Origin of the sequence: Pigmentiphaga sp. CHJ604, assembly GCF_036972535.1 — a bacterium.
Classification (GTDB): Bacteria; Pseudomonadota; Gammaproteobacteria; order Burkholderiales; family Burkholderiaceae_B; genus Pigmentiphaga; species Pigmentiphaga daeguensis.
In genome coordinates this window covers 1012400-1033017 of record NZ_CP136998.1, presented here as the reverse complement: position 1 = coordinate 1033017, position 20618 = coordinate 1012400, and the positions used below count along the sequence as shown (strand labels likewise).

Genomic DNA, 20618 nt, shown 5'->3' with positions numbered 1-20618 from the left:
GTCGCCATGTTACGGTCGCTACTTGCCGCGCTGGCGCTGTTCGGCGCCATGCTGGGATCCCCCGCCGCCCAGGCGGCGGATGCCGCGCAGCCCCCCGCCGGCACCTCGATGGGTGCCATCCAGAGCGCCAACATCTTCGAGGTCAAGCCCGACGCCAGCCAGGACCCGGGCTATGCCGACCAGACCAACGCCGAACGCGCCAAGGTCCAGCCGGGCAACAACGCGCCGAACTGGCGCCTGGTCAACTCCGGGCAGCCCGGCTATAGCAGCCTGCCGCGCAGCGAAGCTCCGGAGGCCGGCGTGCTGATCCAGCGTTTCGTGCAGTACCCGGGCTCGAAATACACCTCGGCCGGCGAAGCCTGGCGCCAGGTGCGCAACAACTGGCTGATCCCCTACGGCGGCTCGCTGCTGTTGATCGTGCTGGTGGCCATCGCGCTGTTCTATTTCACCAAGGGCCCGCTTACCGTCCACGGCGCCGAGACCGGCCGCAAGATCGAGCGCTTCACGTACTTCGAGCGGGCGGCCCACTGGGTCAACGCCATCGCCTTCGTGATCCTGGCGATCTCGGGCCTGATCATGGCCTTCGGCAAGTTCTTCCTGCTGCCCATCATGGGCAGTGCCCTGTTCGGCTGGATGACCTGGCTGCTCAAGACCGCCCACAACTTCGTGGGCCCGCTGTTCGCGGTCTCGCTGGTGGTGGTCTTCCTCACCTTCATCCGCGACAACCTGCCCACGCGCGACGACATGGTCTGGCTGCGCAAGGGCGGCGGACTGTTCAACGGCCAGCACATCCCCACCGGCCGCTTCAACGCCGGGGAAAAGCTCGTGTTCTGGGGCGGCGTGCTGTTCCTGGGCTTCATCGTCATCGGATCCGGGCTGGTGCTGGACCGGGTCATCCCCGGCCTGGTCTACACCCGCGGCACCATGCAGGTCGCGCACATGGTCCACGCCGTGGCGACCATCCTGATGATGTGCATGTTCATGGGCCACATCTACCTGGGCACCATAGGCATGAAGGGCGCCTACAAGGCCATGAAGACCGGCTACGTGGACGAGGCCTGGGCCCGCGAGCACCACGAACTCTGGTACAACGACATCCAGGCGGGCAAGATCCCCGCCCAGCGCACCCAGCCCGCCCAGAAGAAGCCGGACACCCGGCCGGCGAACGCCTGAACCGCCGGCCCCGACCAGGAGATCCTGCATGAAAACCGCCCTCGCGCTGCTGCTGGCCGTCTTCTCCACCGCCTCCCTGGCCAAGCTGCCCCCACCCAGCCCCGAGGCCCAGGCCAAGGCGGCCGAGGCGGCCGCCCGCACGGCCTGGGCCGCCAAGGTCGACGGCTACAAGCTCTGCCAGGCGCAGGACAAGGCCGCGGCCGCCTATTTCGCCAGCGCGCGCGCCGCCGGCAAGCCCGTCCACGCATCAGCGTCCACGCCGCCCTGCGCCGATCCGGGCCCGTTCGTCTACACGCCGCCCGAAGCCAAGCCGCTGGAAGCCGCGGGTGCGCACTCGCCGTCGGAAACGGCCAAGGCGCCGCACAATTCCGCCGCGCCCGACGCCGCCACGCCCAAACAGTGACCGCATCGCCCCGCCACCGTCCTTTCCTGACCGATGCCCGTGCCCCGCTGACGCGCGAGATCGCCGTCGTCAACGAACACGGCATACGCGATACGGTTTCCATCCCGGCCGAACGCTCGCTGACCGTCTACGTCGACAAGCGTGAACTGGTCACGCTGATGACCCTGGGCGCCATGCCCGAACTGCTGGTGCTGGGCTATCTGCGCAACCAGCGCCTGGTGCGTTCGATAGACGAGGTCGAGGCGGTCACGGTCGATTGGGAAGTCCAGGCAGCGGCCGTGCAGACACGCGACGGCATCCAGGACCTGGAAGCCCGCACCTCCCAGCGCGTGGTCACCACCGGCTGCGGCCAGGGCAGCGTCTTCGGCGGGTTGATGGACGAGATCGACGACATCCGCCTGCCCGGCGACGCGCGTCTCACCCAGGGCCAGCTCTACGGCCTGCTGGATGCCATAAGGCTGCAGGAAACCACCTACAAGTCCGCCGGCTCCGTGCACGGGTGCGCGTTGTTCCAGGGCGAGCGCATGCTGATGTTCGTCGAAGACGTGGGGCGCCACAACGCCATCGACACCATCGCCGGATGGATGTGGCTGCAGGACCCGGCCCGGATGGCGGGCGACGACAAGGTGTTCTACACCACGGGGCGGCTCACCAGCGAAATGATCATCAAGGCGGCGCAGATGGGCATCCCCATCGTCGTCTCGCGCAGCGGCATCACGCAGATGGGCTACGAGCTGGCCGAGCGGCTGGGCCTGTGCGCGATCGGCCGGGCCACCAACAAGCATTTCCTTTGCTATACGGCGCCCTGGCGCCTGACGCTGCAGCCGGAACTGGCGGCGGCGCCGCGCCCCGCACGCACCGCGCCGCAGGGCGCCTGACCGCGCGGGCTCAGGCGCGCTTGCCGGCCTTGGGCGTGCGGAAACTCCACCAGGGCAGCACGCGCCGCATCGACAACACCTCGCCGCTTTGCTGCGGCTGGTACCCCGGCATCGCCGCCAGCTTGCGCTGCCAGGACTCGCTGCGCAGGATGCCCAGCAAGGCCTGGGTCGAAGGCAGCTCCAGCGTGGATTTCAGGCACACCAGCAAATAGTTCTCGGACACCAGCGGGATGAAATCCAGCCGGCTGGCCCGCGCCGCGACCTCGATGCCCAGGCCCGCGTCCGCGGCTCCCGAGGCCACCGCGTGCGCCACCGCCGCGTGCGACGGCTCGGTGTGGGCATAGCCCTGGATGGCCGACGCAGGCAAGTCCTGCCTGGCCAGCAGTTCATCCAGCAGCACCCGCGTGCCGGTGCCCAGCGGACGATTCACGAAGCGCACGGCGGGCCGCGCGAGATCGGCCAGCGACGCGATGCCCAGCGGATTGCCCCGCGCCACCATCAGCCCCTGGCTGCGGCGGGCGAAGCCGATGATCTTGTGCTGCCCGGGCCGCAGCAGCGGCTTGTACGTGCGCTCGGCCAACGACCCCGGCGGGGAATCGGCGGGGACATGGAACCCCGCCATCACGCACCGGCCCTCGTTCAACGCCTTGATCGCATCGACGCTACCGGTGAAACGTATGTCCAGGTGCAGCTTGTCGCTGGCCACGGCGTGCTCGCGCAGCGATGCCAGTGCGTCGTCATGGCTGGCATGCAGGGCCACCACGTGGGCGGCATCGTCGAACGCCACCGCGAAGGCGCGCTCCAGGTCGGCGTACAAGGCGCCGATCTGCGGCGCCAGCCGCGCCTGCGCCTGACGCTCGGCCCATAGCAGCTTGTTGCCGAACTCGGACAGCCGGGCCGGCTGGCCCTTGTCCCAGACCACCAGCGCGTGCCCGAGACTCTTTTCCCAGCGCTTGAGCTCGCCCCAGACGTGACGATAGGACAGGTCCAGGGCCTTGGCGGCGGCCGAGATTGAACCCTGCTCGCGTATGGCATGCAGCAGGTCCATCAGCGGATTGCGGATGGAGGCAGCGTTGGCGCGCAGTACGCCGAAGGTGTAGGAGAGTTCGATTTGATGCACTGAAGGAGTATATATGACCCCCCCCTACGCGCTTCGCGCGCCCCCCAGGGGGCGATGCGGGTGGACCGGCGGAGCCGGATCCACCGCATCCTGGGTCTAGTACCGCTGTCTTGAGTTGTGGCGCCGGTGCTTCGCTGGCTGCCAGCGGTAGCAACGGTGTGGCGTACCAAGAAACGGGTACTAGACCCAGGGCGCCGCGGATCCGGCTTTGCCGGTCCGCTAGTGCCGCCCCTTGAGGGGCGCGGCCATAGGCCGCGTGGGGTGGGCTCTCCTGCCGGTCCGCCAGCGCCGCCCCCTTGAGGGGGAGCGGCCAAAGGCCGCTTGGGGGTGGGACACCTATGCACGCTGCTTCATATCGCTTCGGCTGTCGCACTCCGTTACGCTGGGGCGGCACATTTGAAGACGGCATGAACACTCTTGCGGAAAGCGCGGGCACAGCGCTGCGCCTTATCACTTCTCTCGATCCCGTCCTGCTCGACATCGTCCGGCTGTCGCTGGCGGTCAGCGCCTGCGCCTGTCTGCTGGCCTGTGCCGCCGGGCTGGTGCTGGGAGCATGGCTGGGGGTGGCGCGGTTCCCCGGGCGGGGGGCCGTGCTGACGCTGCTCAATACCATGCTGGCGCTGCCGTCCGTCGTGGTGGGGCTGCTGGTCTATCTGCTGCTGTCGCGTTCGGGCCCCCTGGGCTTTCTGGGCTGGATGTTCTCGTTCCAGGCCATGGTGGTGGCGCAATCCATCCTGGTGCTGCCGGTGGTCATGGCGTTGACGCGGCAGGCGGTCGAGGATGCCGACCGCAGCCATGGCGAACAGTTGCGTTCGCTGGGCGCGGGCACTTTCATGCGCGGGCTGCTGCTGACCTGGGACGAGCGCTTCGCGCTGCTGACCATCCTCATCGCGGCATTCGGCCGGGCGGTCTCGGAAGTGGGCGCCGTGATGGTCGTCGGCGGCAACATCGAGGGCTACACGCGGGTCATGACGACGGCCATCGCGCTCGAGACCAGCAAGGGCGACCTGCCCCTGGCCGTGGCGCTGGGCATGGTGCTGCTGGCCGTGGTCCTGCTGCTGAACACGCTGATCTCGCTGGTGCGCCGCTGGCGCGAACGGCGCGACGCGGGCCTGTCCGCCTGGCTGCGCATGCCGGACCCGGCCGCATGAAGCGCGCGGCCTCGATCATGCCCCTGGGCGTCGACACGGATGCCGCGCTCCCGGCCGTGCCGGACCTGCGGGCGCCGGCCCCTGCCCCGGTCCTGTTCTCGCTGCGCGGCGTCGATCTGCACTACGGGCCGGTGCGCGCGCTGCACGGTGTCGACCTGTCCATTCATGCGGGGGAACGCGTCGCGCTGGTCGGCACCAACGGCAGCGGCAAGAGCACGCTGCTGCGCGTGCTGCATGGCCTGCTCGCTCCCTCCTCGGGCACCGTTTCCTGTCTGCCGCGCAACCGACAGGCCCTGGTGTTCCAGCGGCCGCACATGATGCGCACCTCGGTGCGCAACAACGTCGCGCTGGGGCTGTGGCTGCGGGGCATGGGCTGGCGCCGGGCGCGGCAGGCCGCCATGGGCGCGCTGGCGCGCGTCGACATGGCCGAACTGGCCGGCCGCAACGCCAAGGCGCTGTCCGGCGGACAGCAACAGCGGGTGGCCCTGGCCCAGGCGTGGGCCATGGACGCGGACGCCCTGCTGCTGGACGAGCCCACCGCCAATCTCGATCCGCACGCCAAGCGCGAAGTGGAAGCCTTGATGCAGGAATTCGCGCAGCCGCGTTCGGGACGCACCATGACCATGGTGTTCAGCAGCCACAACCTGGGCCAGGTCAAGCGCCTGGCAAGCCGGGTGGTCTATCTGGAGCGGGGCCGCGTCCTGGCGGACCTTCCCGTCCATGCTTTCTTCAACGGGCCGCTGCCCGAGGAAGCCGGTCTTTTCGTCAAAGGAGAAAAAATATGAAGCTCTTCCACCGCCTGCGTCCGCTGGTCCTGGGCTGCCTGCTGCCCGCGGCCGCCGCCCTGGCCAGCCTGCCCGCGGCCGCCGAAACCATCGTCATGGCTTCGACCACCTCGACCGAGCAGTCCGGCCTGTTCGCCCACCTGCTGCCCGCCTTCAAGAAGGCCAGCGGCATCGACATCAAGGTCGTCGCGCAAGGCACGGGGCAGGCGCTGGACACCGGTCGGCGCGGGGATGCCGACGTCCTGTTCGTGCACGACCAGGCCGCCGAGGAGAAATTCATCGCCGAGGGCTATGGCGTGAAGCGCTATCCGGTCATGTACAACGACTTCGTGCTGATCGGCCCCGCCGCCGACCCCGCCGGCGTCAAGGGCAAGGACATCGTCCAGGCGCTGAAGAAGCTGTCGGCGGCGAACGCCGAATTCATTTCCCGCGGCGACAAGAGCGGCACGCACTCGGCCGAGCTGCGCTACTGGAAGGAGGCCGGCCTGGACGACAAAAAGGGCGGCGGTTACAAGGCTTGCGGCTGCGGCATGGGGCCCGCGCTGAACATGGCCTCGTCCACCGGCGCCTACGTGCTGTCGGACCGCGGCACCTGGCTCAGCTTCAAGAACCGGGGCAACCTGGCCATCCTCGTGGAAGGGGACGAACGCCTCTTCAACCAGTATGGCGTGATGGTCGTCAACCCGGCCAAGCATCCGCACGTCAAGGTCGCGGCCGCGCAGAAGTTCGTGGATTGGGTCATTTCCCCGGCCGGGCAGCAGACGATCGCCAGCTACAAGATCGACGGCCAGCAACTGTTCTTCCCCAACGCCAAACCGTGACGGCCGGCCCGGCCTCGCGCCGGGCACTTGCCACGCCTGACCCGGGCGGCCTTTCCAGGCCGCTTTTTTTTCGTCTGGGCACCTTGTGCCGACCACTCCGGCGTTTACAAATTCACTATTGAAATAGAATTGATAATAATTATCATTAAAAGATTTATTCACCATAGCCACCGGAAATCGCACCCCATGCCACCCTTCTCCACCCCACTGCGCCGCGCGGGCCTGGCCGCCGCGCTGGGCACGCTTCCCGGCGCCCTGCTCGGGCAGACCACCGAACCGGCCACCTTGCAGGAAATCCGCGTCGAAGCCACTCCCGAGCGCGAGACCGCCAGCGGGCCCGTCTACGGCTACGCCGCCAAGCGTTCGGCCACCGCCACCAAGACAGACACGCCGCTGCACGAGACGCCGCAGTCGGTCACGGTGGTCACGCGCGACCAGTTGACGGACCAGGGAGCCACCAACCTGCAGGACGCGCTGGGCTACGCGGCCGGCGTGCGATCGGACGCCTACGGCATCGACTCGCGCGCCGACTCGGTACGCATACGCGGCACCGAGCCCACCCTGTACCTGGACGGCCTGCGCCAGCACTACGACTACTACACCAGCACCACCCGCACCGAGCCCTATACGCTGGAGCGCCTGGAAGTGCTGCGCGGTCCCGCCGCCATGCTGTATGGCCAGGGCAGCACCGGCGGCATCATCAACATGGTGAGCAAGCGCCCGCAGGCCGAGTTCCAGGGCGAAGCGGGCATACAACTGGGCAACCGCGGCCGCAAGCAGGCCCAGGTAGACCTGACCGGGCCGCTGACGGCCGACGGGCAGTGGCTGTACCGGCTCGTCGCGCTCAAGCGCGATGCCGACACGCAGGTCGACTACGTGAAGGACAACCGCAGCCTGGTCATGCCCTCGCTGACGTGGCGCCCCGGCGCGTCCACCTCGCTCACGCTGCAAGGCCTGTGGCAGAAGGATGAAAGCGGCTCGACCGCGCAGTTCATGCCGTGGTCGGGCATGCGCACCGACAATCCCAACGGCAGGATCCCCACCAGCCGCTTCATCGGCGAACCCGGCCATGATCGCTACGATTCGCGCCGCACCTCGTTCGGCTGGCTGTTCGAGCACCGCTTCAACGACCAGTGGTCCTTCAGCCAGGGTTTCCGCCATGCCAACAACAAGGTGGATTACCTGACGCATTATGCGGACTCGTTCACCGAACCCGGGGGCTGGGCCGCCGACCCGATCAACCAGCGCCGCATCGGCCGCTACGCGGACGACGCGCTTACCAAGGTGCGCATCGACACCCTGGACCAGCACCTGACCGGCAAGCTGCAGACCGGCATCGTGCAGCACCAGGTACTGCTGGGCTTCGACTGGACCCGCTACCGCCGCGATCGCCGCAGCGGCGCCGCAGACGGCGGCACCATCGACGCCTACGATCCGGTCTACGGCAACTACACGCCGCCCGTGCTGACCGACGAGCCGCGCTATACGCTGCGCCAGGCGGGCCTGTACCTGCAGGACCAGATGAAGATAGGCAAGCACTGGATCGTCGCCGCGGGCGTGCGCCACGATCGAACAACCGCCGGACTGGCGGGCAGCGCCGACGAAAAAGACAACGCCACGACCAAGCGCCTGGGGGTGATGTACGTGGCCGACAACGGCCTGGCGCCCTACATCAACTACAGCGAATCCTTCACGCCCGTGCCGGGCACCGACAAGGACGGCGCGCGCTTCAAGCCCCTGCGCGGCGAACAGTGGGAGCTGGGCGTCAAGCATCAGTCGGCCGACGGCCGGCGGATGGCCACCGCCTCGGTCTACCAGCTCAAGGAAAAGAACCAGTTGGCGGGCGATCCGGCCAATCCGCTCTATTCCATCCAGGTGGGCGCGACCAAGACCAAAGGCCTGGAGCTCGAGTATCGCGGCGCGATCACCCGCGGCTTCGATCTGATCGCACACTACAACTACATCGACCTGGACAAGTCGCTCGAAGGCATGCCGCGCCACCAGGCCGCGGCCTGGGGCAAGTGGCGCTTCGCGCTGGGTGGCGTCAACGGCTTCGCGCTGGGAGCCGGAGTGCGCTGGATGAGCTCGTTCCGCGATGGCGTGGCCCCCACCACGCCATCGGTCACGCTGTTCGACGCCATGGTCTCGTACGAGACCGACCACTGGCGCTACGCGCTCAACCTGAACAACCTGACCGACAAGACCTACGTGGCGACGTGCCTGTCGCGCGGGGATTGCTGGTACGGCGCGCGCCGCAGCATCATCGCCAGCGCGACCTACAAGTTCTAGCCGCCGGCGCCAGCCATACCCCGCACGTATGGCTTCCAGCCGAAACCCGTCTTGGACAGGGCCGCCTCCCGCGCGGTCCAATTCTCCTCCAGAGCCACCGAGTGGCCGTTCACATTCCATGGAGGAGAAATGGACCAGGACTTGCAGATCGACGACCCCTTGTTCAAGGAAAAGGGCTTCGGGCGCCGCATCGGTTTCGGGCGCCACTGCGCGCTGATCGTCGTCGACATGATCCGCGGCTTCACGGACCCGGCGCAGCCCCTGGGCGCCGACCTGAAGCAGGCGGTGCTCGCCACCAACCGCCTCGTCGCCGCATGCCGCCGGATCGGCGCGCCCATTCATTTCTTCACGGTGGGCTACCGGGCCGACCTGTCCGACGCCGGCGTCTGGCAGCGCAAGATGGGCGGCATGGCCAGCCTGCTGGAAGGCAGCGACAACGTCCGGCTCGATCCGCGCCTGGACACGGTGGATGGCGACTCCATCATGTCCAAGAAATACGCGAGCTGCTTCGCCGGCACGGACCTGGCCGCGCGCCTGGTCTCGCAAGGCGTGGATACCGTCATCGTGACGGGCTGCACCACCAGCGGCTGCGTGCGGGCGACGGTGGTGGACGCGGTGCAGAGCGGCTTCCGCCCCATCGTCGCGCCCGAAGCCGTGGGCGACCGCTCCGGCGCGGCCCATCGCCAGAGTCTGCTCGACATGGATGCGAAGTACGGCGACGTCGTCCCGCTAGACGAGGTCATCGCCCATCTTTCCCGCATCGCGCAACCGGTGGAGGCCTGACATGAAAAAGCCAGCTCTATTCGCCGCCCTGCTGCTGGCGATGGCTCCCGCCGCTGGCCATGCCGACGCCGGGTTTCCCAGCCGTCCGATCAAGATGGTGGTGGCCGCGCCCACCGGCGGCGTGCCCGACGTCATCGCGCGCCTGGTGGGCCAGCACATGTCCGCCTCGCTGGGGCAGCCCATCGCCGTCGAGAACAAGACCGGCGCGGGCAGCATCATCGCCCTGGAATCGGTGGCCAAGGCCAATCCCGATGGCTACACCCTGCTGGTGGCCGACTCCAGCCCGCTTACCATCAACCCCACGCTGTACAAGAAGCTGCCCTACCAGGGCATGGACAGTTTCGAGCCCATCGCCTTCCTGGGCGCCGCCCAGCTGTTCCTGACGGCCGGCCCCTCGCTGAAGGCCAACTCCTTCCAGGAAATGGTGGCCCAGGCCAAGGCCGCCCCGGGCAAGCTCACCTACGGCACCATAGGCATCGGTTCGCTGCACCACGTCATGTTCGAGGAGATCCGCCGCTCGGCCGGCATCGACATCATGCATGTCCCGTTCCGCGAACAGCCTTCCGCCCCCGTCGCGGCGGGGACGGCCGACATGCTGCTGGCCGGCCTGCCCTCGATAGAAGGGCTGGTGCGGGCGGGCCGCCTGCGGCTGCTGGGCGTGACCAGCAAGGCGCGCGTCGCGCAGTTGCCCGACGTGCCGACGCTGGAGGAAAGCGGCCTGCCCGGCTACGTATTCACCGCCGACATCGGCCTGCTGGCACCGCGCGGGACGCCGCCCGAACACCTGCGCAAACTGGCCGAAGCCGCCCGCCACGCCGTGGCCCAGCCCGACGTGCGGCGCAAACTGGCCGACCTGGGCATCGTCCCCGACGGCCGCGTCCTGGCCGAGTACGGGGACTACATGCGGCGAGAGATCGACCGGTTCGGCGGCATGGTCCAGCGGGCGGGGCTGGCCGGCACCCAATAGCTCGCCACCTTCCGCCGCGGTGCCGGCCGCGGCGGAATCGGCCTACTATAGGGCGGAATCCCCCATGCCTGCCGCCTATGATCACGCTGAAGCGACTCGAATACTTCGCCAAGGTCGTGGAGACGAGAAACATCACCCGCGCCGCGGAACAGCTGCACATCGCCCAGCCGGCCCTGGGCACCCATATGCGCGAGCTCGAGGCGGCCCTGGGCGTTCCGCTGTTGTCGCGGCATTCGCGCGGCGTGGATCCGACGCCGGCCGGCAGCCTGCTGCTGGAACGGTCGCGCCAGATCTTCGAGCTGGTCGCACGGACTCAGGATGACGTACGGCGCGCCGACCAGGCCGCGCCGGTCCGCTTCAACCTGGGGCTGACCTCCAGCACCATGCTGCTGATCGGCTCGGACCTGCTGCTGACCCTGAAGCGCCGGTACCCCCACATCGACCTGCAGCTGTACGAGAACCCGAGCTTCCTGCTGGTGGACGCGCTCGAGCGCAAGGACATCGATGCCGCGCTGGCCTATTCCGTATCGCCCCACCCCGGCTTGTCCACGACCCCGGTGCTGAAGGAACGGCTGCTGCTGACGGTCCGGGCCGACCTGGCGCCTTCCTGCGGCCCCGTCACCATGGACGAAGTATTGGCGCACGAGCTGGTGCTGGGCAACGAACGCGACGTCGCGCGCCGGCTGGTCGAAGCCAGCGCCTTCGAGAAAGGCACGCAGCCCCGCATCCAGTGCGAGACGCACTCCATCACCAGCCAGCGCGACCTGGTGCTGCGCGGCGCGGCGGCGGCCGTCATGCCCCTGGGCGCCATCGCGCGCGAGCTGGAGCGGGGCGAAGTCATCGCGCGCCCCATCGTCGATCCTGGCATGCACATCACGCTGTTCATCGTTCGCCGGCACGCGGCGGACGAGGCCAGCCGCCAGTATGTCGGCCAGACCGAGCCCATCGTCCGGGCCTGCGTGGACATGATCGCGGGGCGGCTGGGGGAACTGGGCAGCCCGGTGTAGAACCGCATGAGTTGCGCTTGCCTCTCGTTTGCGGCTATGGTGACCGTTACCCTTCGACACATCCCGGGAGTTCCGCCAGGCATCTGCGGCCGCGGCGGCCCGCTCCGGACACAGAATAGATATACCGATGGATACGAAAGGGACTGCACTCCACTTGCTGGAGCGGCTCTATGACGGCGTCCTTTCGGAGGACCAATGGCGGCAGTCGCTGCGGGACATCAGCCTGTCGCTCGGCGCGGCCAGCGCCGGTCAGGTGGCCCTGCACGTGCCGACGGACTCGCTGGAACTGGACGAGCTCATCGGCCTGCCGCCCAAGGTCATCGCGCATTTCAACGAAATGCAGGACCTGGACCCTGGCCGCGCGGCATCGTCGCTGCTCGCATCGGGCCGCATCTACCTGGACTACGAATTCCATGGCCAGGCGCGCCTGCAGCGCGAACCCTTCTACCAGGAGTTCCTGAAGCCGAACGGCCTGGGCACCTATGCCCTGCTCCCGCTGGGACAGGACGAAGAGCGCATGTACACCTTTTCCGTGCAAAGGGAAAACGGCCGTCCGCCGCTGGACGACGATGAGACCCGGCTGATGCATGCCGTGTTGCCCCATCTGCGCACCGCCTTGCACCTGCAACTTCGATTCCGCCAGCAACAAGCCGAATCGCTGCTTCTGCGGCACATGCTGGACCGGCTCGGCTTCCCGCTGCTGGTCTGTTCCGCGCGCGGCCGCATCGTGCAGTCCAACCACCTGGGCGACATCTGGCGGCAACAGCCCGACTGCCCCCTGGGCGCCCGCGCCTCCAGCCTGCCCCAGCCCATCCGCCGGCTGCTGGACAGGGCCTGCGGCCACGGCGCCGAGGCCCCCTCGGCCGGCTCGCTCGCGCTACCAGACGGCGGCCGGCTCATCGTCCTGCCATGTCCGCTCACCCAAGACCTGCGCGGCGGCGACGCCCTGGCGCTGCTTGCCGCGCAGGGGCCGCAATGGCGTCCCACCCCGAGGGGCACGCTGCTGCGTACCCTGTTCCGGCTGACGCCGGCGGAAATCCGCCTGGCCCACCACCTGGCCCGGCACGACGATCCGCTGCCCACCGTTGCCGAAACCCTGGGCGTTTCGCTCAACACACTGCGTACGCAGCTGCGATCGATCTTCGACAAGACCCAGACCCGGCGGCAGGCAGACCTGGTGCGGCTGATGGGACACCTGGGCCTGCTGACGCCGGGGGACTGATCGTGATTACAGGTCGTCGAATTCCCCGTAGGTCATCGTCTTGCTGCCGCCCAGGCTGGACGAGAAGGTGACGGTGCCCGGCGCGTTGCCATTCGCCTGGAAGCGGGTGGTGATCGTTTCGGCCGCGGTCTTCGTGGCGAACGCACCCGCCAGGAAACCGCCCGCCTCATGCGAAAAGCGGACCGTCTCGGTCATGCTGGCGTCGTAGGCGTAGTCGGGGCCGAGCACCGGATCCGAGCCGCTGACCGAGAACGAAATGCGCGAATAGGTATCGGCATCCGTCGTGGGATCGTAGGCCACGGCCACGGCGTAGTCCTTGAACTTCATCGTCACGGCACCGCCATCCTCGGTCAGGACGATCGCGGGAATATCGAACTCGGCGCGCTGCCCCTTGGGTTCGGCCGAACTCACGTCGTTGGACGCCTTCACCGATGCCGTTCCCGACGCGGACGTCCCGTCGAAGGACGCGCCCTCGCCCAGCGTGACCCTGGCGGCCAATGTCCAGTCCGACTCCTCTTCCAGCAGGTCGCCCTCCACCTCGTCGAAATCGACCGTCGCCTTGCCCGTGAACGGAATGCCGTTGTCGGACACGCGACAGTCGTTCATGGTCAATGCCACCGAGTCCCCGGCCGACAGGGTGCCGCTGTCATCCGCATCGGTCCAGACGCCCGAGACCGTCCCGCCGTCCAGGCACTCGGGCGTGCCGTCCCGGCCAATGACGATTCCGTTCTCGAGCATGGGTTCGAACGCCTGGTGCAGGGACACGGCCGAGAACGCCGTCTCGTGGCCGTACCAGATCTGTTTCTCGCTGAGCGTCTTGCCGTCGCCGCCGCCCCCACCGCCGCCTCCGCCACCGCCCGAATCATCACCGCCGCCGCCCCCGCAGGCGGCCAGCGATGCCGCCATCAAGGCGGCGCAAAGTGCGGTCAACGATTTCGACATGCTCGACTCCTTACTGAATGAATAGGCAATGTCGGCATTCTCGAAAATCGCGCCGCCCGGCGCATCACAGGATCCAGTGAAGAAAACCGGGCTCCCCTTGCAGACGGGGCCGTTCAGAACACCCCGCGATACGATCCTCCGTCCAATTGCAGGTTCTGCCCCGACAGATACCCGGCCTGCGCGCTGCACAGGAAGGCGCAGGCATCGCCGAACTCCCGCGGCTGCCCCAGCCTGCCGGCCGCGATGGTGTCGACGATGCGCTGCCGCGCTTCCTCATAGCCCAGGCCCTGCTCGCGCACCATGCGCTCGGCCATGAAGCGCTGGCGGTCGGTGTCGAAGCGCTCAGGCAGCAGGTTGTTGATGGTGACGTTGTCGGCCACCACCTCGCGCGAGATGGCCTTGCACAGCGCCGTCAGGCCGGTGCGCGCGGACGTCGACAAACCCATGGCCGGGCTGGGCGATTTCACCATGGCCGACGTGATGTTGACGATGCGGCCGAATCTCCGGGCTCGCATGCCGGGCAACAGCGCGCGGATCAGCAGGGCGGGCGCCAGCATGTTGGCCTCGATCGCCCGCAGATAGTCTTCGCGCTCCCAGTCGACGAAGCGCCCGGGCGCCGGCCCCTCGTTGTTCGTCACCAGGATGTCGGCATCCGGGCAGGCCGACACCAGCGCCGCGCGGCCCGCGTCGGTATTGATGTCCGCCGCGATCGCGCGCACGGCGCCGCCGGTTTCGGCGGCCAGCTCCCGGGCGGCGGCGGCCGCCGAATCCGGCGAACGGCCGTTGATCACGACATGCACGCCCTCGCGCGCCAGCGAGGCGGCGCAAGCCCGCCCCAGCCCGCGCGTGGACGCGCACACGATGGCCTTGCGGCCGCGAATCTGCAGATCCATGAGTCTTCCGCCTATGGCTGTTGGTGGGCCGGCACGGGGCGGCCGATGGCCTGCATCAGGTGCCGGGCAAGCTCGGCGCGCGTGCCTATCCAGATGTCGTCCGCCGCCGTGGCGATCTCCAGCAGCCGCTGGAACGCCGCCATCCCGGCCGGGCGCCCGCATACGTGGGCATGCACCGTGGGATCGATCTTCTGCGGCGTGCGTTCCCACTTGCGGACGTAGTCGAGCCAGTCCTCGAAGATGTCCACCATGGCGCTGGGCGGCTGGCCATGGCGCATCACCAGCGGCAGGTCGTTCACTTCCATGGTGCCGGGCACGGCCACGATCGCGTGGTCGCCGAAATCCACCAGGTAGGGCATGTCGTCGTTCAGCGTGTCGCCATGCCAGAGATAGCCGGCCTGGGCCAGCAGGCGCGCCGTGCGGTGGCTGGGCGTGCCGCGCGGACTGATCCACCCCAGCGGCGCCGTGCCCGTCGCCGCCGCGATCAGGTCGGTCGTGCGGCGGATGTTGTCGCGCTCCTGCGCCTCGTCCAGATAGGCGGGGATCACGTCCATCGCGTACGAATGCGCGACGACGTCGTGGCCGGCCTGGGCGATGTCCTTCACCTCTTCCGGATAGCGCTCGGCCATGATCCCGCTCACCAGGATCGAGGCCCGGACGCCGTTGCGCGCCAGCGCCTCGAGCACGCGGTGCACGCCGCGGCGATGTCCGTACTCGGCCCAGCCGACCGCGTTCAGGTCGGGAATGCCGCCCTTGAGCGGATTGCCCATGGGGCCGATGCCCGGCCACGCGCCGTCCGACCACCATTCGTAGGCCATGCGGAACACCACGCCTATGCGCTTGCCGCCGGGCAGCAGGAAGCCGGCGGGCGGATGGATCTCGGTCGCGCCGGCGTGCAGGTTCAATACATCCATGTCGTTTCCTCGTTCGGTCATGGTCATCGGATCATTGGGCTTCGATACCGGCGCGCTTGACGGCTTCCGCGTAGCGGGCGGAATCGGCGCGCACCAGTTCCGCGAACGCCTGGCCGGCGCGCGGGTCGGGTTCATAGCCGCCATCGCGCAGCATCTTGGCGAACGCCGGCTGGGCGACGATGTCGCGCACGGTGGCCGCGATCGTGTCGATCGCCGCCTGCGGCGTTCCGGCCGGCGCGAACAGGCCCTGCCAGGCCGCCGGCAGCACGAAGTCGGCAACGCCCGCCTGCGCCATGGTCGGCGCATCCGGATACTCGGGCGTGCGCTGCTCGCCGGTGAAGCCCAGCGTGCGCACCTTGCCCGACTGGACATAGGGCAGCGCGATCGTGGGCGGAATGAACATGATGTCCACGTCGCCCGCCGCCACCGCGTTCAGCGCCTGCGAGGCGCTCTTGTACGGCACGTGCAGCATGCTCATGCCGGCGCGCGCGGCGAACAGCTCGCCCGCCAGGTGCAGGGTGTTGCCTATGCCGGGCGACGAATACGTGATCGGCTTGGCGGCCTTGCGGCCATAGTCCACCAGCTCGGCCACCGTGCGCACGGGCAGCGCGGGATTGACCATCAGCAGGTAGCCCGTGCCGGTCGCCACGTTCACCACCGGCACGAAGTCCTTGCCGATGTCGTAGGGCAGCTTCTTGTAGACATGGGGATTGATGACGAACGAGGTCGTCACGTGCAGCAGGGTGTAGCCGTCGGGCGCGGCCTTGGCCACGTCGGCCGCCCCGATGACGCCATTGGCGCCGGGCTTGTTGTCCACCACCACGCGGGTCCTCAGCCGCTTGTCCATCTCGGCGGCCAGTTGCCGCGCCACGGTGTCCGGCGTCCCGCCCGCCCCGAACGGGACCACCACACGGATCGGATGCGAGGGATAAGGCGCCTGCCCATGGGCGAGCGGGCCCAGCGCCATCATCGCGGCCAGGCACCACCATCGGATCGTTTTCATCGCTCCTCCTTTTTTATCGATAAAAAATATTTCTTTTTTATTTTTATCGATCACAAAAGAAAAGAAAAACCACGGAGAAACCCGGATATGCTTGGCACCAGCCGTCATTCCCGGCTGTGTATGATTTATCGATAAAATTCGACCATCATGCTGGAACCCGACGACGCCCTTCCCGCCGGCCGCATCGTGCCCGCCACCCTCGCCTCGCAGACCTACGAGCGTCTGCGGCGCGACATCGTGGACGCCCATTACGCACCCGGCCAGAAGCTGGGCACCCGCCAGTTGAGCGAACGCTACGAGGTCGGCCTCGCCCCGCTGCGAGAGGCGCTGACGCGGCTGTCGCGCGAGGGCCTGGTCGTACAGCACGACCGGCGCGGCTTCGCCGTGCCCAACTTCGGCGGCGCGCACCTGGAAGAGCTCTCGCGCACGCGGTCCTGGCTCAACGACATCGCCCTGCGAGCGTCCATCGACTACGCGGACCAGACCTGGGTCCAGGGACTGGTCCAGGCCTACCACCGCCTGGCGCGGCTGGACCGCTATCTGAAGGGCAAGGACGGCCCCCGCGAGAATCCCGAGTGGGAAGCCGCGCACCGGGACTTCCATACCGCCCTGATCGCCGGCTGCCGCTCGCGCTGGATGATCGACTACTGCAACCAGATGTTCGAAGCCTCCACCTACTACCGCCGCTACTCCCGCATCACGGCCGAGTACCGCAAGGGCCGCGAGAACGAACACGAAAAACTGTTCCAGGCGGCGGTGTCCCTGCAGGCCGACGAAGCGGCGCGCCTCATGCGCAAGCACGTGATGGAAACCGCCCAGCGCGTGCAGGAGCGCTTGCTGGCCGAGTCGGCCAGGCCAGGCCTGCGGTCCTGACACGCTTCATGGTGCAACGCGCAAGAAACGCGCGCTGGACATTGACCGCCGCCGGCCTATACTTACGCCCGTGACGCAGGGGTACTCATCGCCGGTTCGGCGTGGGTTGAGATGACACCCTCAGCACCTGTACGGATAATGCCGATGCAGGGAGCGTTTTCCGGCGGAACCTCGCGTTCCCGGCATGCGGCCCCAGGCCGCCCCCCCAGTCCGTGCACGGACGTCCCCGGGGGCCACCCGGAAAATCCCTTCCTTCGTTCGGCTCCGGAAACCTTTTTCTTGGAGCTTCCATGAACGCCAATCCCAAGTTCATCGCCGCCACGGCCCAGGTCGACCAGGCCGCCATCCAGCCGCTGCCGAAGTCGCGCAAGGTCTACGAACAGGGCTCGCGCCCCGACATCCGCGTGCCCTTCCGCGAGATCGAGCAGGCCGACACGCCCACCATGTTCGGCGGCGAAAAGAACCCGCCCATCACCGTCTACGACACCAGCGGCCCCTATACCGACCCCGACGTCAAGATCGACATCCGCTCGGGCCTGGCGCCGCTGCGCGAGAACTGGATCGCCGAACGCGGCGACACGGAACAGCTCGACGGCCCCAGCAGCGCCTACGGCCGCGAACGCCTGGCCGATCCCAAGCTGGCCGAGCTGCGCTTCAACCTGCACCGCGCCCCGCGCCGCGCCAAGGCCGGCGCCAACGTGACGCAGATGCACTACGCGCGCCGCGGCATCGTCACGCCGGAAATGGAATTCGTCGCGATCCGCGAAAACCTGCGGCGCGAGCAATACATCGAATCCCTGCGCGCCAGCGGCCCGCAGGGCCAGCGCCTGGCCGAGCTGCTGGGCCGCCAGCACCCGGGCCAGTCCTTCGGCGCCTCGATCCCCGCGCGCATCACGCCCGAGTTCGTGCGCGACGAAGTGGCCCGCGGCCGTGCGATCATTCCCGCCAACATCAATCACCCGGAAATCGAGCCGATGGCCATCGGCCGCAACTTCCTGGTCAAGATCAACGCCAACATCGGCAACTCGGCCGTCAGCTCTTCCATCGCCGAGGAAGTCGAGAAGATGACATGGTCCATCCGCTGGGGCGGCGACACCGTCATGGACCTGTCCACCGGCAAGCACATCCACGAAACGCGCGAGTGGATCATCCGCAACTCGCCCGTGCCCATCGGCACCGTGCCCATCTACCAGGCGCTGGAGAAGGTCGACGGCAAGGCCGAGGAACTGACCTGGGAAATCTTCCGCGACACGCTGATCGAACAAGCTGAACAGGGCGTGGACTACTTCACCATCCACGCCGGCGTGCGCCTGCCCTTCGTGCCGCTGACCGCCAAGCGCATGACGGGCATCGTCTCGCGCGGCGGCTCCATCATGGCCAAGTGGTGTCTGGCGCACCACAAGGAAAGCTTCCTGTACGAGCGCTTCGAGGAAATCTGCGAGATCATGAAGGCCTACGACGTCAGCTTCTCGCTGGGCGACGGCCTGCGTCCGGGCTCGATCTACGACGCCAACGACGAAGCGCAGCTGTCCGAGCTGCGCACCCTGGGCGAACTGACCCAGGTCGCCTGGAAGCACGACGTGCAGGTCATGATCGAAGGCCCCGGCCATGTGCCCATGCACATGATCAAGGAAAACATGGACCTGCAGCTCGAGCATTGCCACGAAGCGCCCTTCTACACGCTCGGCCCCCTGACCACCGACATCGCGCCCGGCTACGACCACATCACGTCGGGCATAGGCGCCGCGCAGATCGGCTGGTACGGCACGGCCATGCTCTGTTACGTCACGCCCAAGGAACACCTGGGCCTGCCCAACAAGAAGGACGTCAAGGACGGCATCATCACCTACAAGATCGCCGCCCACGCCGCCGATCTCGCCAAGGGCCACCCCGGCGCGCAGATCCGCGACAACGCGCTGTCCAAGGCGCGCTTCGAATTCCGCTGGGAAGACCAGTTCAATCTCGGCCTGGACCCGGACACCGCCAAGGACTTCCACGACGAAACCCTGCCCAAGGACTCGATGAAGGTCGCCCACTTCTGCTCGATGTGCGGGCCGCACTTCTGCAGCATGAAGATCACGCAGGACGTGCGCGAATATGCGGAGCAGATCGGCGTCAGCGAGGCCGAAGCCCTGAACAAGGGGATGCAGGAGAAGGCGGTGGAGTTCGTGAAGAAGGGGGCGGAGATCTATCACCGCTCCTGAGCGGTCCAGGGCCGCTTGATACACTGGCCGGATGGCATGTGCGCCGGCCCGCTACACAGGTAGACGCTCCGGCGGGCATAGGCCGCGGCGGCGCCGGGGCGGGCCGGCTGGCGCGGCGTTGGGCCAGCCGGGTCCGGAGACGAAATCGGGGAAGCAAGGGTGAAACTGTTTGAGCGCGGCAGTAGGGACAGTCCGGGGGACTGTCCCCGCGCGAGTTTTTCGCCCGCCCCGATTTCGTCTCCGGACCCGGGAAGTCCCGGCGCAGCCGGGACCTGGACCGTCGCCGCGCCAGCCGGCCCGCCCCGGCGCCGCCGCGGCCTATGCCCGCCGCATGCGCCCCGGATGCCGCTATGAACACGCAAGCTTTCAGGATTTCATCATGACAGACACATTCACCCTTGCCGGCAAGACCTACTCCTCCCGCCTGTTGGTGGGCACCGGCAAGTACAAGGACTTCGACGAGACCAAGGCCGCCATCGACGCCAGCGGCGCCAACATCGTCACCGTGGCCATCCGCCGCACCAACATCGGCCAGAACGCCGGCGAACCCAGCCTGCTGGACTACCTGCCGCCCAGCCAATACACCATCCTGCCCAATACCGCCGGCTGCTATACCGCCGACGACGCCGTGCGCACGCTGCGACTGGCGCGCGAACTGCTGGATGGACACGATCTGGTGAAGCTGGAAGTGCTGGGCGACTCGCACACCCTGTTCCCGAACATGCCCGAAACCCTGAAGGCCGCGGAAACACTGGTCAAGGACGGCTTCAAGGTCATGGTGTATTGCACCGACGACCCCATCCAGGCCCGCATGCTGGAAGAAATCGGCTGCGTCGCGGTGATGCCGCTGGCCTCGCTGATCGGCTCGGGCATGGGCATCCTGAACCCGTGGAACCTGCGGCTGATCATCGACCAGGCCAACGTGCCCATCATCGTGGACGCGGGCGTGGGCACGGCCTCGGATGCGGCGATCGCCATGGAGCTGGGCTGCGACGGCGTGCTGATGAACACCGCCATCGCCGCGGCCAAGGATCCGGTGCTGATGGCCAGCGCAATGAAGAAAGGCGTGGAAGCCGGACGCGAAGCCTTCCTGGCGGGCCGCATGCCGAAGAAGCTGTACAGCGGCTCGCCCAGCTCGCCGATGACCGGGCTGATCCAGTCTTAAGCGTAGTTACCCGGCCGATCCGGCT

The 20618-nt window shown here is 67.8% G+C and carries 19 protein-coding genes and 1 riboswitch; of the genes, 14 read left to right on the top strand and 5 right to left on the bottom strand.

Annotation, left to right across the window (positions count from 1 at the left end; translation table 11 throughout):
- The first annotated feature begins 6 nt into the window (after nucleotides 1-6).
- From R4823_RS05035 to R4823_RS05025, 3 genes are read left to right on the top strand one after another with little or no spacing between them, the layout of a single operon-like run.
- Nucleotides 7-1173: a formate dehydrogenase subunit gamma gene (locus R4823_RS05035; protein WP_087837262.1), complete on the top strand. Its 1167-nt coding sequence runs from the start codon at nucleotides 7-9 to the stop codon at nucleotides 1171-1173.
- Between the two features lie 28 nt (nucleotides 1174-1201).
- Entirely contained in the window at nucleotides 1202-1576 is a 375-nt protein-coding gene (locus tag R4823_RS05030; protein ID WP_087837263.1) for a hypothetical protein, read from the top strand.
- Nucleotides 1573-2454 (top strand): formate dehydrogenase accessory sulfurtransferase FdhD, encoded by an 882-nt coding sequence (locus tag R4823_RS05025; RefSeq protein ID WP_279817731.1) that lies wholly within the window; start codon nucleotides 1573-1575, stop codon nucleotides 2452-2454. Before R4823_RS05030 ends, R4823_RS05025 begins: the two co-directional genes overlap by 4 nt.
- A 10-nt stretch (nucleotides 2455-2464) precedes the next feature.
- Here R4823_RS05025 and R4823_RS05020 read toward each other — a convergent pair whose 3' ends face one another.
- Nucleotides 2465-3574 carry a substrate-binding domain-containing protein gene (locus R4823_RS05020; protein WP_338617753.1) on the bottom strand — a complete coding sequence of 370 codons (1110 nt, stop codon included), beginning with the start codon at nucleotides 3572-3574 and terminating at the stop codon, nucleotides 2465-2467.
- Between the two features lie 407 nt (nucleotides 3575-3981).
- On the opposite strand from R4823_RS05020, the gene R4823_RS05015 reads away from it, so the two are divergent.
- The 8 genes from R4823_RS05015 to R4823_RS04980 all read left to right on the top strand — a co-directional run bounded on the left by R4823_RS05015 (nucleotide 3982) and on the right by R4823_RS04980 (nucleotide 12599).
- Nucleotides 3982-4725, top strand: coding sequence for an ABC transporter permease (locus tag R4823_RS05015; RefSeq protein ID WP_087779408.1), 744 nt, complete (start codon nucleotides 3982-3984; stop codon nucleotides 4723-4725).
- Entirely contained in the window at nucleotides 4722-5510 is a 789-nt protein-coding gene (locus tag R4823_RS05010) for a phosphate ABC transporter ATP-binding protein (protein WP_243724369.1), read from the top strand. Before R4823_RS05015 ends, R4823_RS05010 begins: the two co-directional genes overlap by 4 nt.
- Nucleotides 5507-6331 (top strand): extracellular solute-binding protein, encoded by an 825-nt coding sequence (locus R4823_RS05005; protein ID WP_338617751.1) that lies wholly within the window; start codon nucleotides 5507-5509, stop codon nucleotides 6329-6331. Before R4823_RS05010 ends, R4823_RS05005 begins: the two co-directional genes overlap by 4 nt.
- 186 nt (nucleotides 6332-6517) lie before the next feature.
- Nucleotides 6518-8620 carry a TonB-dependent siderophore receptor gene (locus tag R4823_RS05000; protein ID WP_132978964.1) on the top strand — a complete coding sequence of 701 codons (2103 nt, stop codon included), beginning with the start codon at nucleotides 6518-6520 and terminating at the stop codon, nucleotides 8618-8620.
- A 129-nt stretch (nucleotides 8621-8749) separates the two neighbouring features.
- Complete coding sequence (locus R4823_RS04995) at nucleotides 8750-9403, top strand: isochorismatase family protein (RefSeq protein WP_087779405.1); 654 nt, start codon at nucleotides 8750-8752, stop codon at nucleotides 9401-9403.
- A gap of 1 nt (nucleotide 9404) precedes the next feature.
- Nucleotides 9405-10370: a tripartite tricarboxylate transporter substrate binding protein gene (locus R4823_RS04990; RefSeq protein WP_338617750.1), complete on the top strand. Its 966-nt coding sequence runs from the start codon at nucleotides 9405-9407 to the stop codon at nucleotides 10368-10370.
- Between the two features lie 77 nt (nucleotides 10371-10447).
- A complete protein-coding gene (locus tag R4823_RS04985; RefSeq protein ID WP_338617748.1) occupies nucleotides 10448-11377 on the top strand; it encodes a LysR family transcriptional regulator in 930 nt (309 codons plus the stop codon).
- A 127-nt stretch (nucleotides 11378-11504) separates the two neighbouring features.
- Nucleotides 11505-12599: a helix-turn-helix transcriptional regulator gene (locus R4823_RS04980; RefSeq protein WP_132978966.1), complete on the top strand. Its 1095-nt coding sequence runs from the start codon at nucleotides 11505-11507 to the stop codon at nucleotides 12597-12599.
- 6 nt (nucleotides 12600-12605) lie between these two features.
- Here the strand turns inward: R4823_RS04980 and R4823_RS04975 are convergent, their stop codons facing one another.
- The 4 genes from R4823_RS04975 to R4823_RS04960 form a co-directional block, all read right to left on the bottom strand.
- Nucleotides 12606-13541 carry a hypothetical protein gene (locus R4823_RS04975; RefSeq protein WP_087779401.1) on the bottom strand — a complete coding sequence of 312 codons (936 nt, stop codon included), beginning with the start codon at nucleotides 13539-13541 and terminating at the stop codon, nucleotides 12606-12608.
- Between the two features lie 113 nt (nucleotides 13542-13654).
- Nucleotides 13655-14434, bottom strand: coding sequence for an SDR family oxidoreductase (locus R4823_RS04970; protein ID WP_087837269.1), 780 nt, complete (start codon nucleotides 14432-14434; stop codon nucleotides 13655-13657).
- An 11-nt stretch (nucleotides 14435-14445) separates the two neighbouring features.
- Entirely contained in the window at nucleotides 14446-15348 is a 903-nt protein-coding gene (locus R4823_RS04965) for a polysaccharide deacetylase family protein (protein ID WP_158213209.1), read from the bottom strand.
- Between the two features lie 31 nt (nucleotides 15349-15379).
- The gene (locus R4823_RS04960) at nucleotides 15380-16351 is read right to left on the bottom strand and encodes a tripartite tricarboxylate transporter substrate binding protein (protein WP_087779399.1); all 972 of its coding nucleotides are present in this window, start codon (nucleotides 16349-16351) and stop codon (nucleotides 15380-15382) included.
- Nucleotides 16352-16498: 147 nt separating this feature from the next.
- On the opposite strand from R4823_RS04960, the gene R4823_RS04955 reads away from it, so the two are divergent.
- The 3 genes from R4823_RS04955 (at nucleotide 16499) to R4823_RS04945 (ending at nucleotide 20593) form a co-directional block, all read left to right on the top strand.
- Complete coding sequence (locus R4823_RS04955; protein WP_338617746.1) at nucleotides 16499-17224, top strand: GntR family transcriptional regulator; 726 nt, start codon at nucleotides 16499-16501, stop codon at nucleotides 17222-17224.
- 67 nt (nucleotides 17225-17291) lie between these two features.
- Nucleotides 17292-17394: riboswitch (TPP riboswitch) on the top strand.
- A 120-nt stretch (nucleotides 17395-17514) separates the two neighbouring features.
- Nucleotides 17515-19428: a phosphomethylpyrimidine synthase ThiC gene (thiC, locus tag R4823_RS04950; RefSeq protein WP_279817709.1), complete on the top strand. Its 1914-nt coding sequence runs from the start codon at nucleotides 17515-17517 to the stop codon at nucleotides 19426-19428.
- A 379-nt stretch (nucleotides 19429-19807) separates the two neighbouring features.
- A complete protein-coding gene (locus R4823_RS04945; RefSeq protein WP_087840937.1) occupies nucleotides 19808-20593 on the top strand; it encodes a thiazole synthase in 786 nt (261 codons plus the stop codon).
- Nucleotides 20594-20618: the final 25 nt, after the last annotated feature.

Bases quoted from the DNA above. Each gene is read 5' to 3' on its own strand.
- R4823_RS05035 (WP_087837262.1), top strand. From the start codon at position 7: ATGTTACGGTCGCTACTTGCCGCGCTGGCGCTGTTCGGCGCCATGCTG.
- R4823_RS05030 (WP_087837263.1), top strand. From the start codon at position 1,202: ATGAAAACCGCCCTCGCGCTGCTGCTGGCCGTCTTCTCCACCGCCTCC.
- R4823_RS05015 (WP_087779408.1), top strand. From the start codon at position 3,982: ATGAACACTCTTGCGGAAAGCGCGGGCACAGCGCTGCGCCTTATCACT.
- R4823_RS05010 (WP_243724369.1), top strand. From the start codon at position 4,722: ATGAAGCGCGCGGCCTCGATCATGCCCCTGGGCGTCGACACGGATGCC.
- R4823_RS05005 (WP_338617751.1), top strand. From the start codon at position 5,507: ATGAAGCTCTTCCACCGCCTGCGTCCGCTGGTCCTGGGCTGCCTGCTG.
- R4823_RS05000 (WP_132978964.1), top strand. From the start codon at position 6,518: ATGCCACCCTTCTCCACCCCACTGCGCCGCGCGGGCCTGGCCGCCGCG.
- R4823_RS04995 (WP_087779405.1), top strand. From the start codon at position 8,750: ATGGACCAGGACTTGCAGATCGACGACCCCTTGTTCAAGGAAAAGGGC.
- R4823_RS04990 (WP_338617750.1), top strand. From the start codon at position 9,405: ATGAAAAAGCCAGCTCTATTCGCCGCCCTGCTGCTGGCGATGGCTCCC.
- R4823_RS04985 (WP_338617748.1), top strand. From the start codon at position 10,448: ATGATCACGCTGAAGCGACTCGAATACTTCGCCAAGGTCGTGGAGACG.
- R4823_RS04980 (WP_132978966.1), top strand. From the start codon at position 11,505: ATGGATACGAAAGGGACTGCACTCCACTTGCTGGAGCGGCTCTATGAC.
- R4823_RS04975 (WP_087779401.1), bottom strand. From the start codon at position 13,541: ATGTCGAAATCGTTGACCGCACTTTGCGCCGCCTTGATGGCGGCATCG.
- R4823_RS04970 (WP_087837269.1), bottom strand. From the start codon at position 14,434: ATGGATCTGCAGATTCGCGGCCGCAAGGCCATCGTGTGCGCGTCCACG.
- R4823_RS04965 (WP_158213209.1), bottom strand. From the start codon at position 15,348: ATGGATGTATTGAACCTGCACGCCGGCGCGACCGAGATCCATCCGCCC.
- R4823_RS04960 (WP_087779399.1), bottom strand. From the start codon at position 16,351: ATGAAAACGATCCGATGGTGGTGCCTGGCCGCGATGATGGCGCTGGGC.
- R4823_RS04955 (WP_338617746.1), top strand. From the start codon at position 16,499: ATGCTGGAACCCGACGACGCCCTTCCCGCCGGCCGCATCGTGCCCGCC.
- thiC (WP_279817709.1), top strand. From the start codon at position 17,515: ATGAACGCCAATCCCAAGTTCATCGCCGCCACGGCCCAGGTCGACCAG.
- R4823_RS04945 (WP_087840937.1), top strand. From the start codon at position 19,808: ATGACAGACACATTCACCCTTGCCGGCAAGACCTACTCCTCCCGCCTG.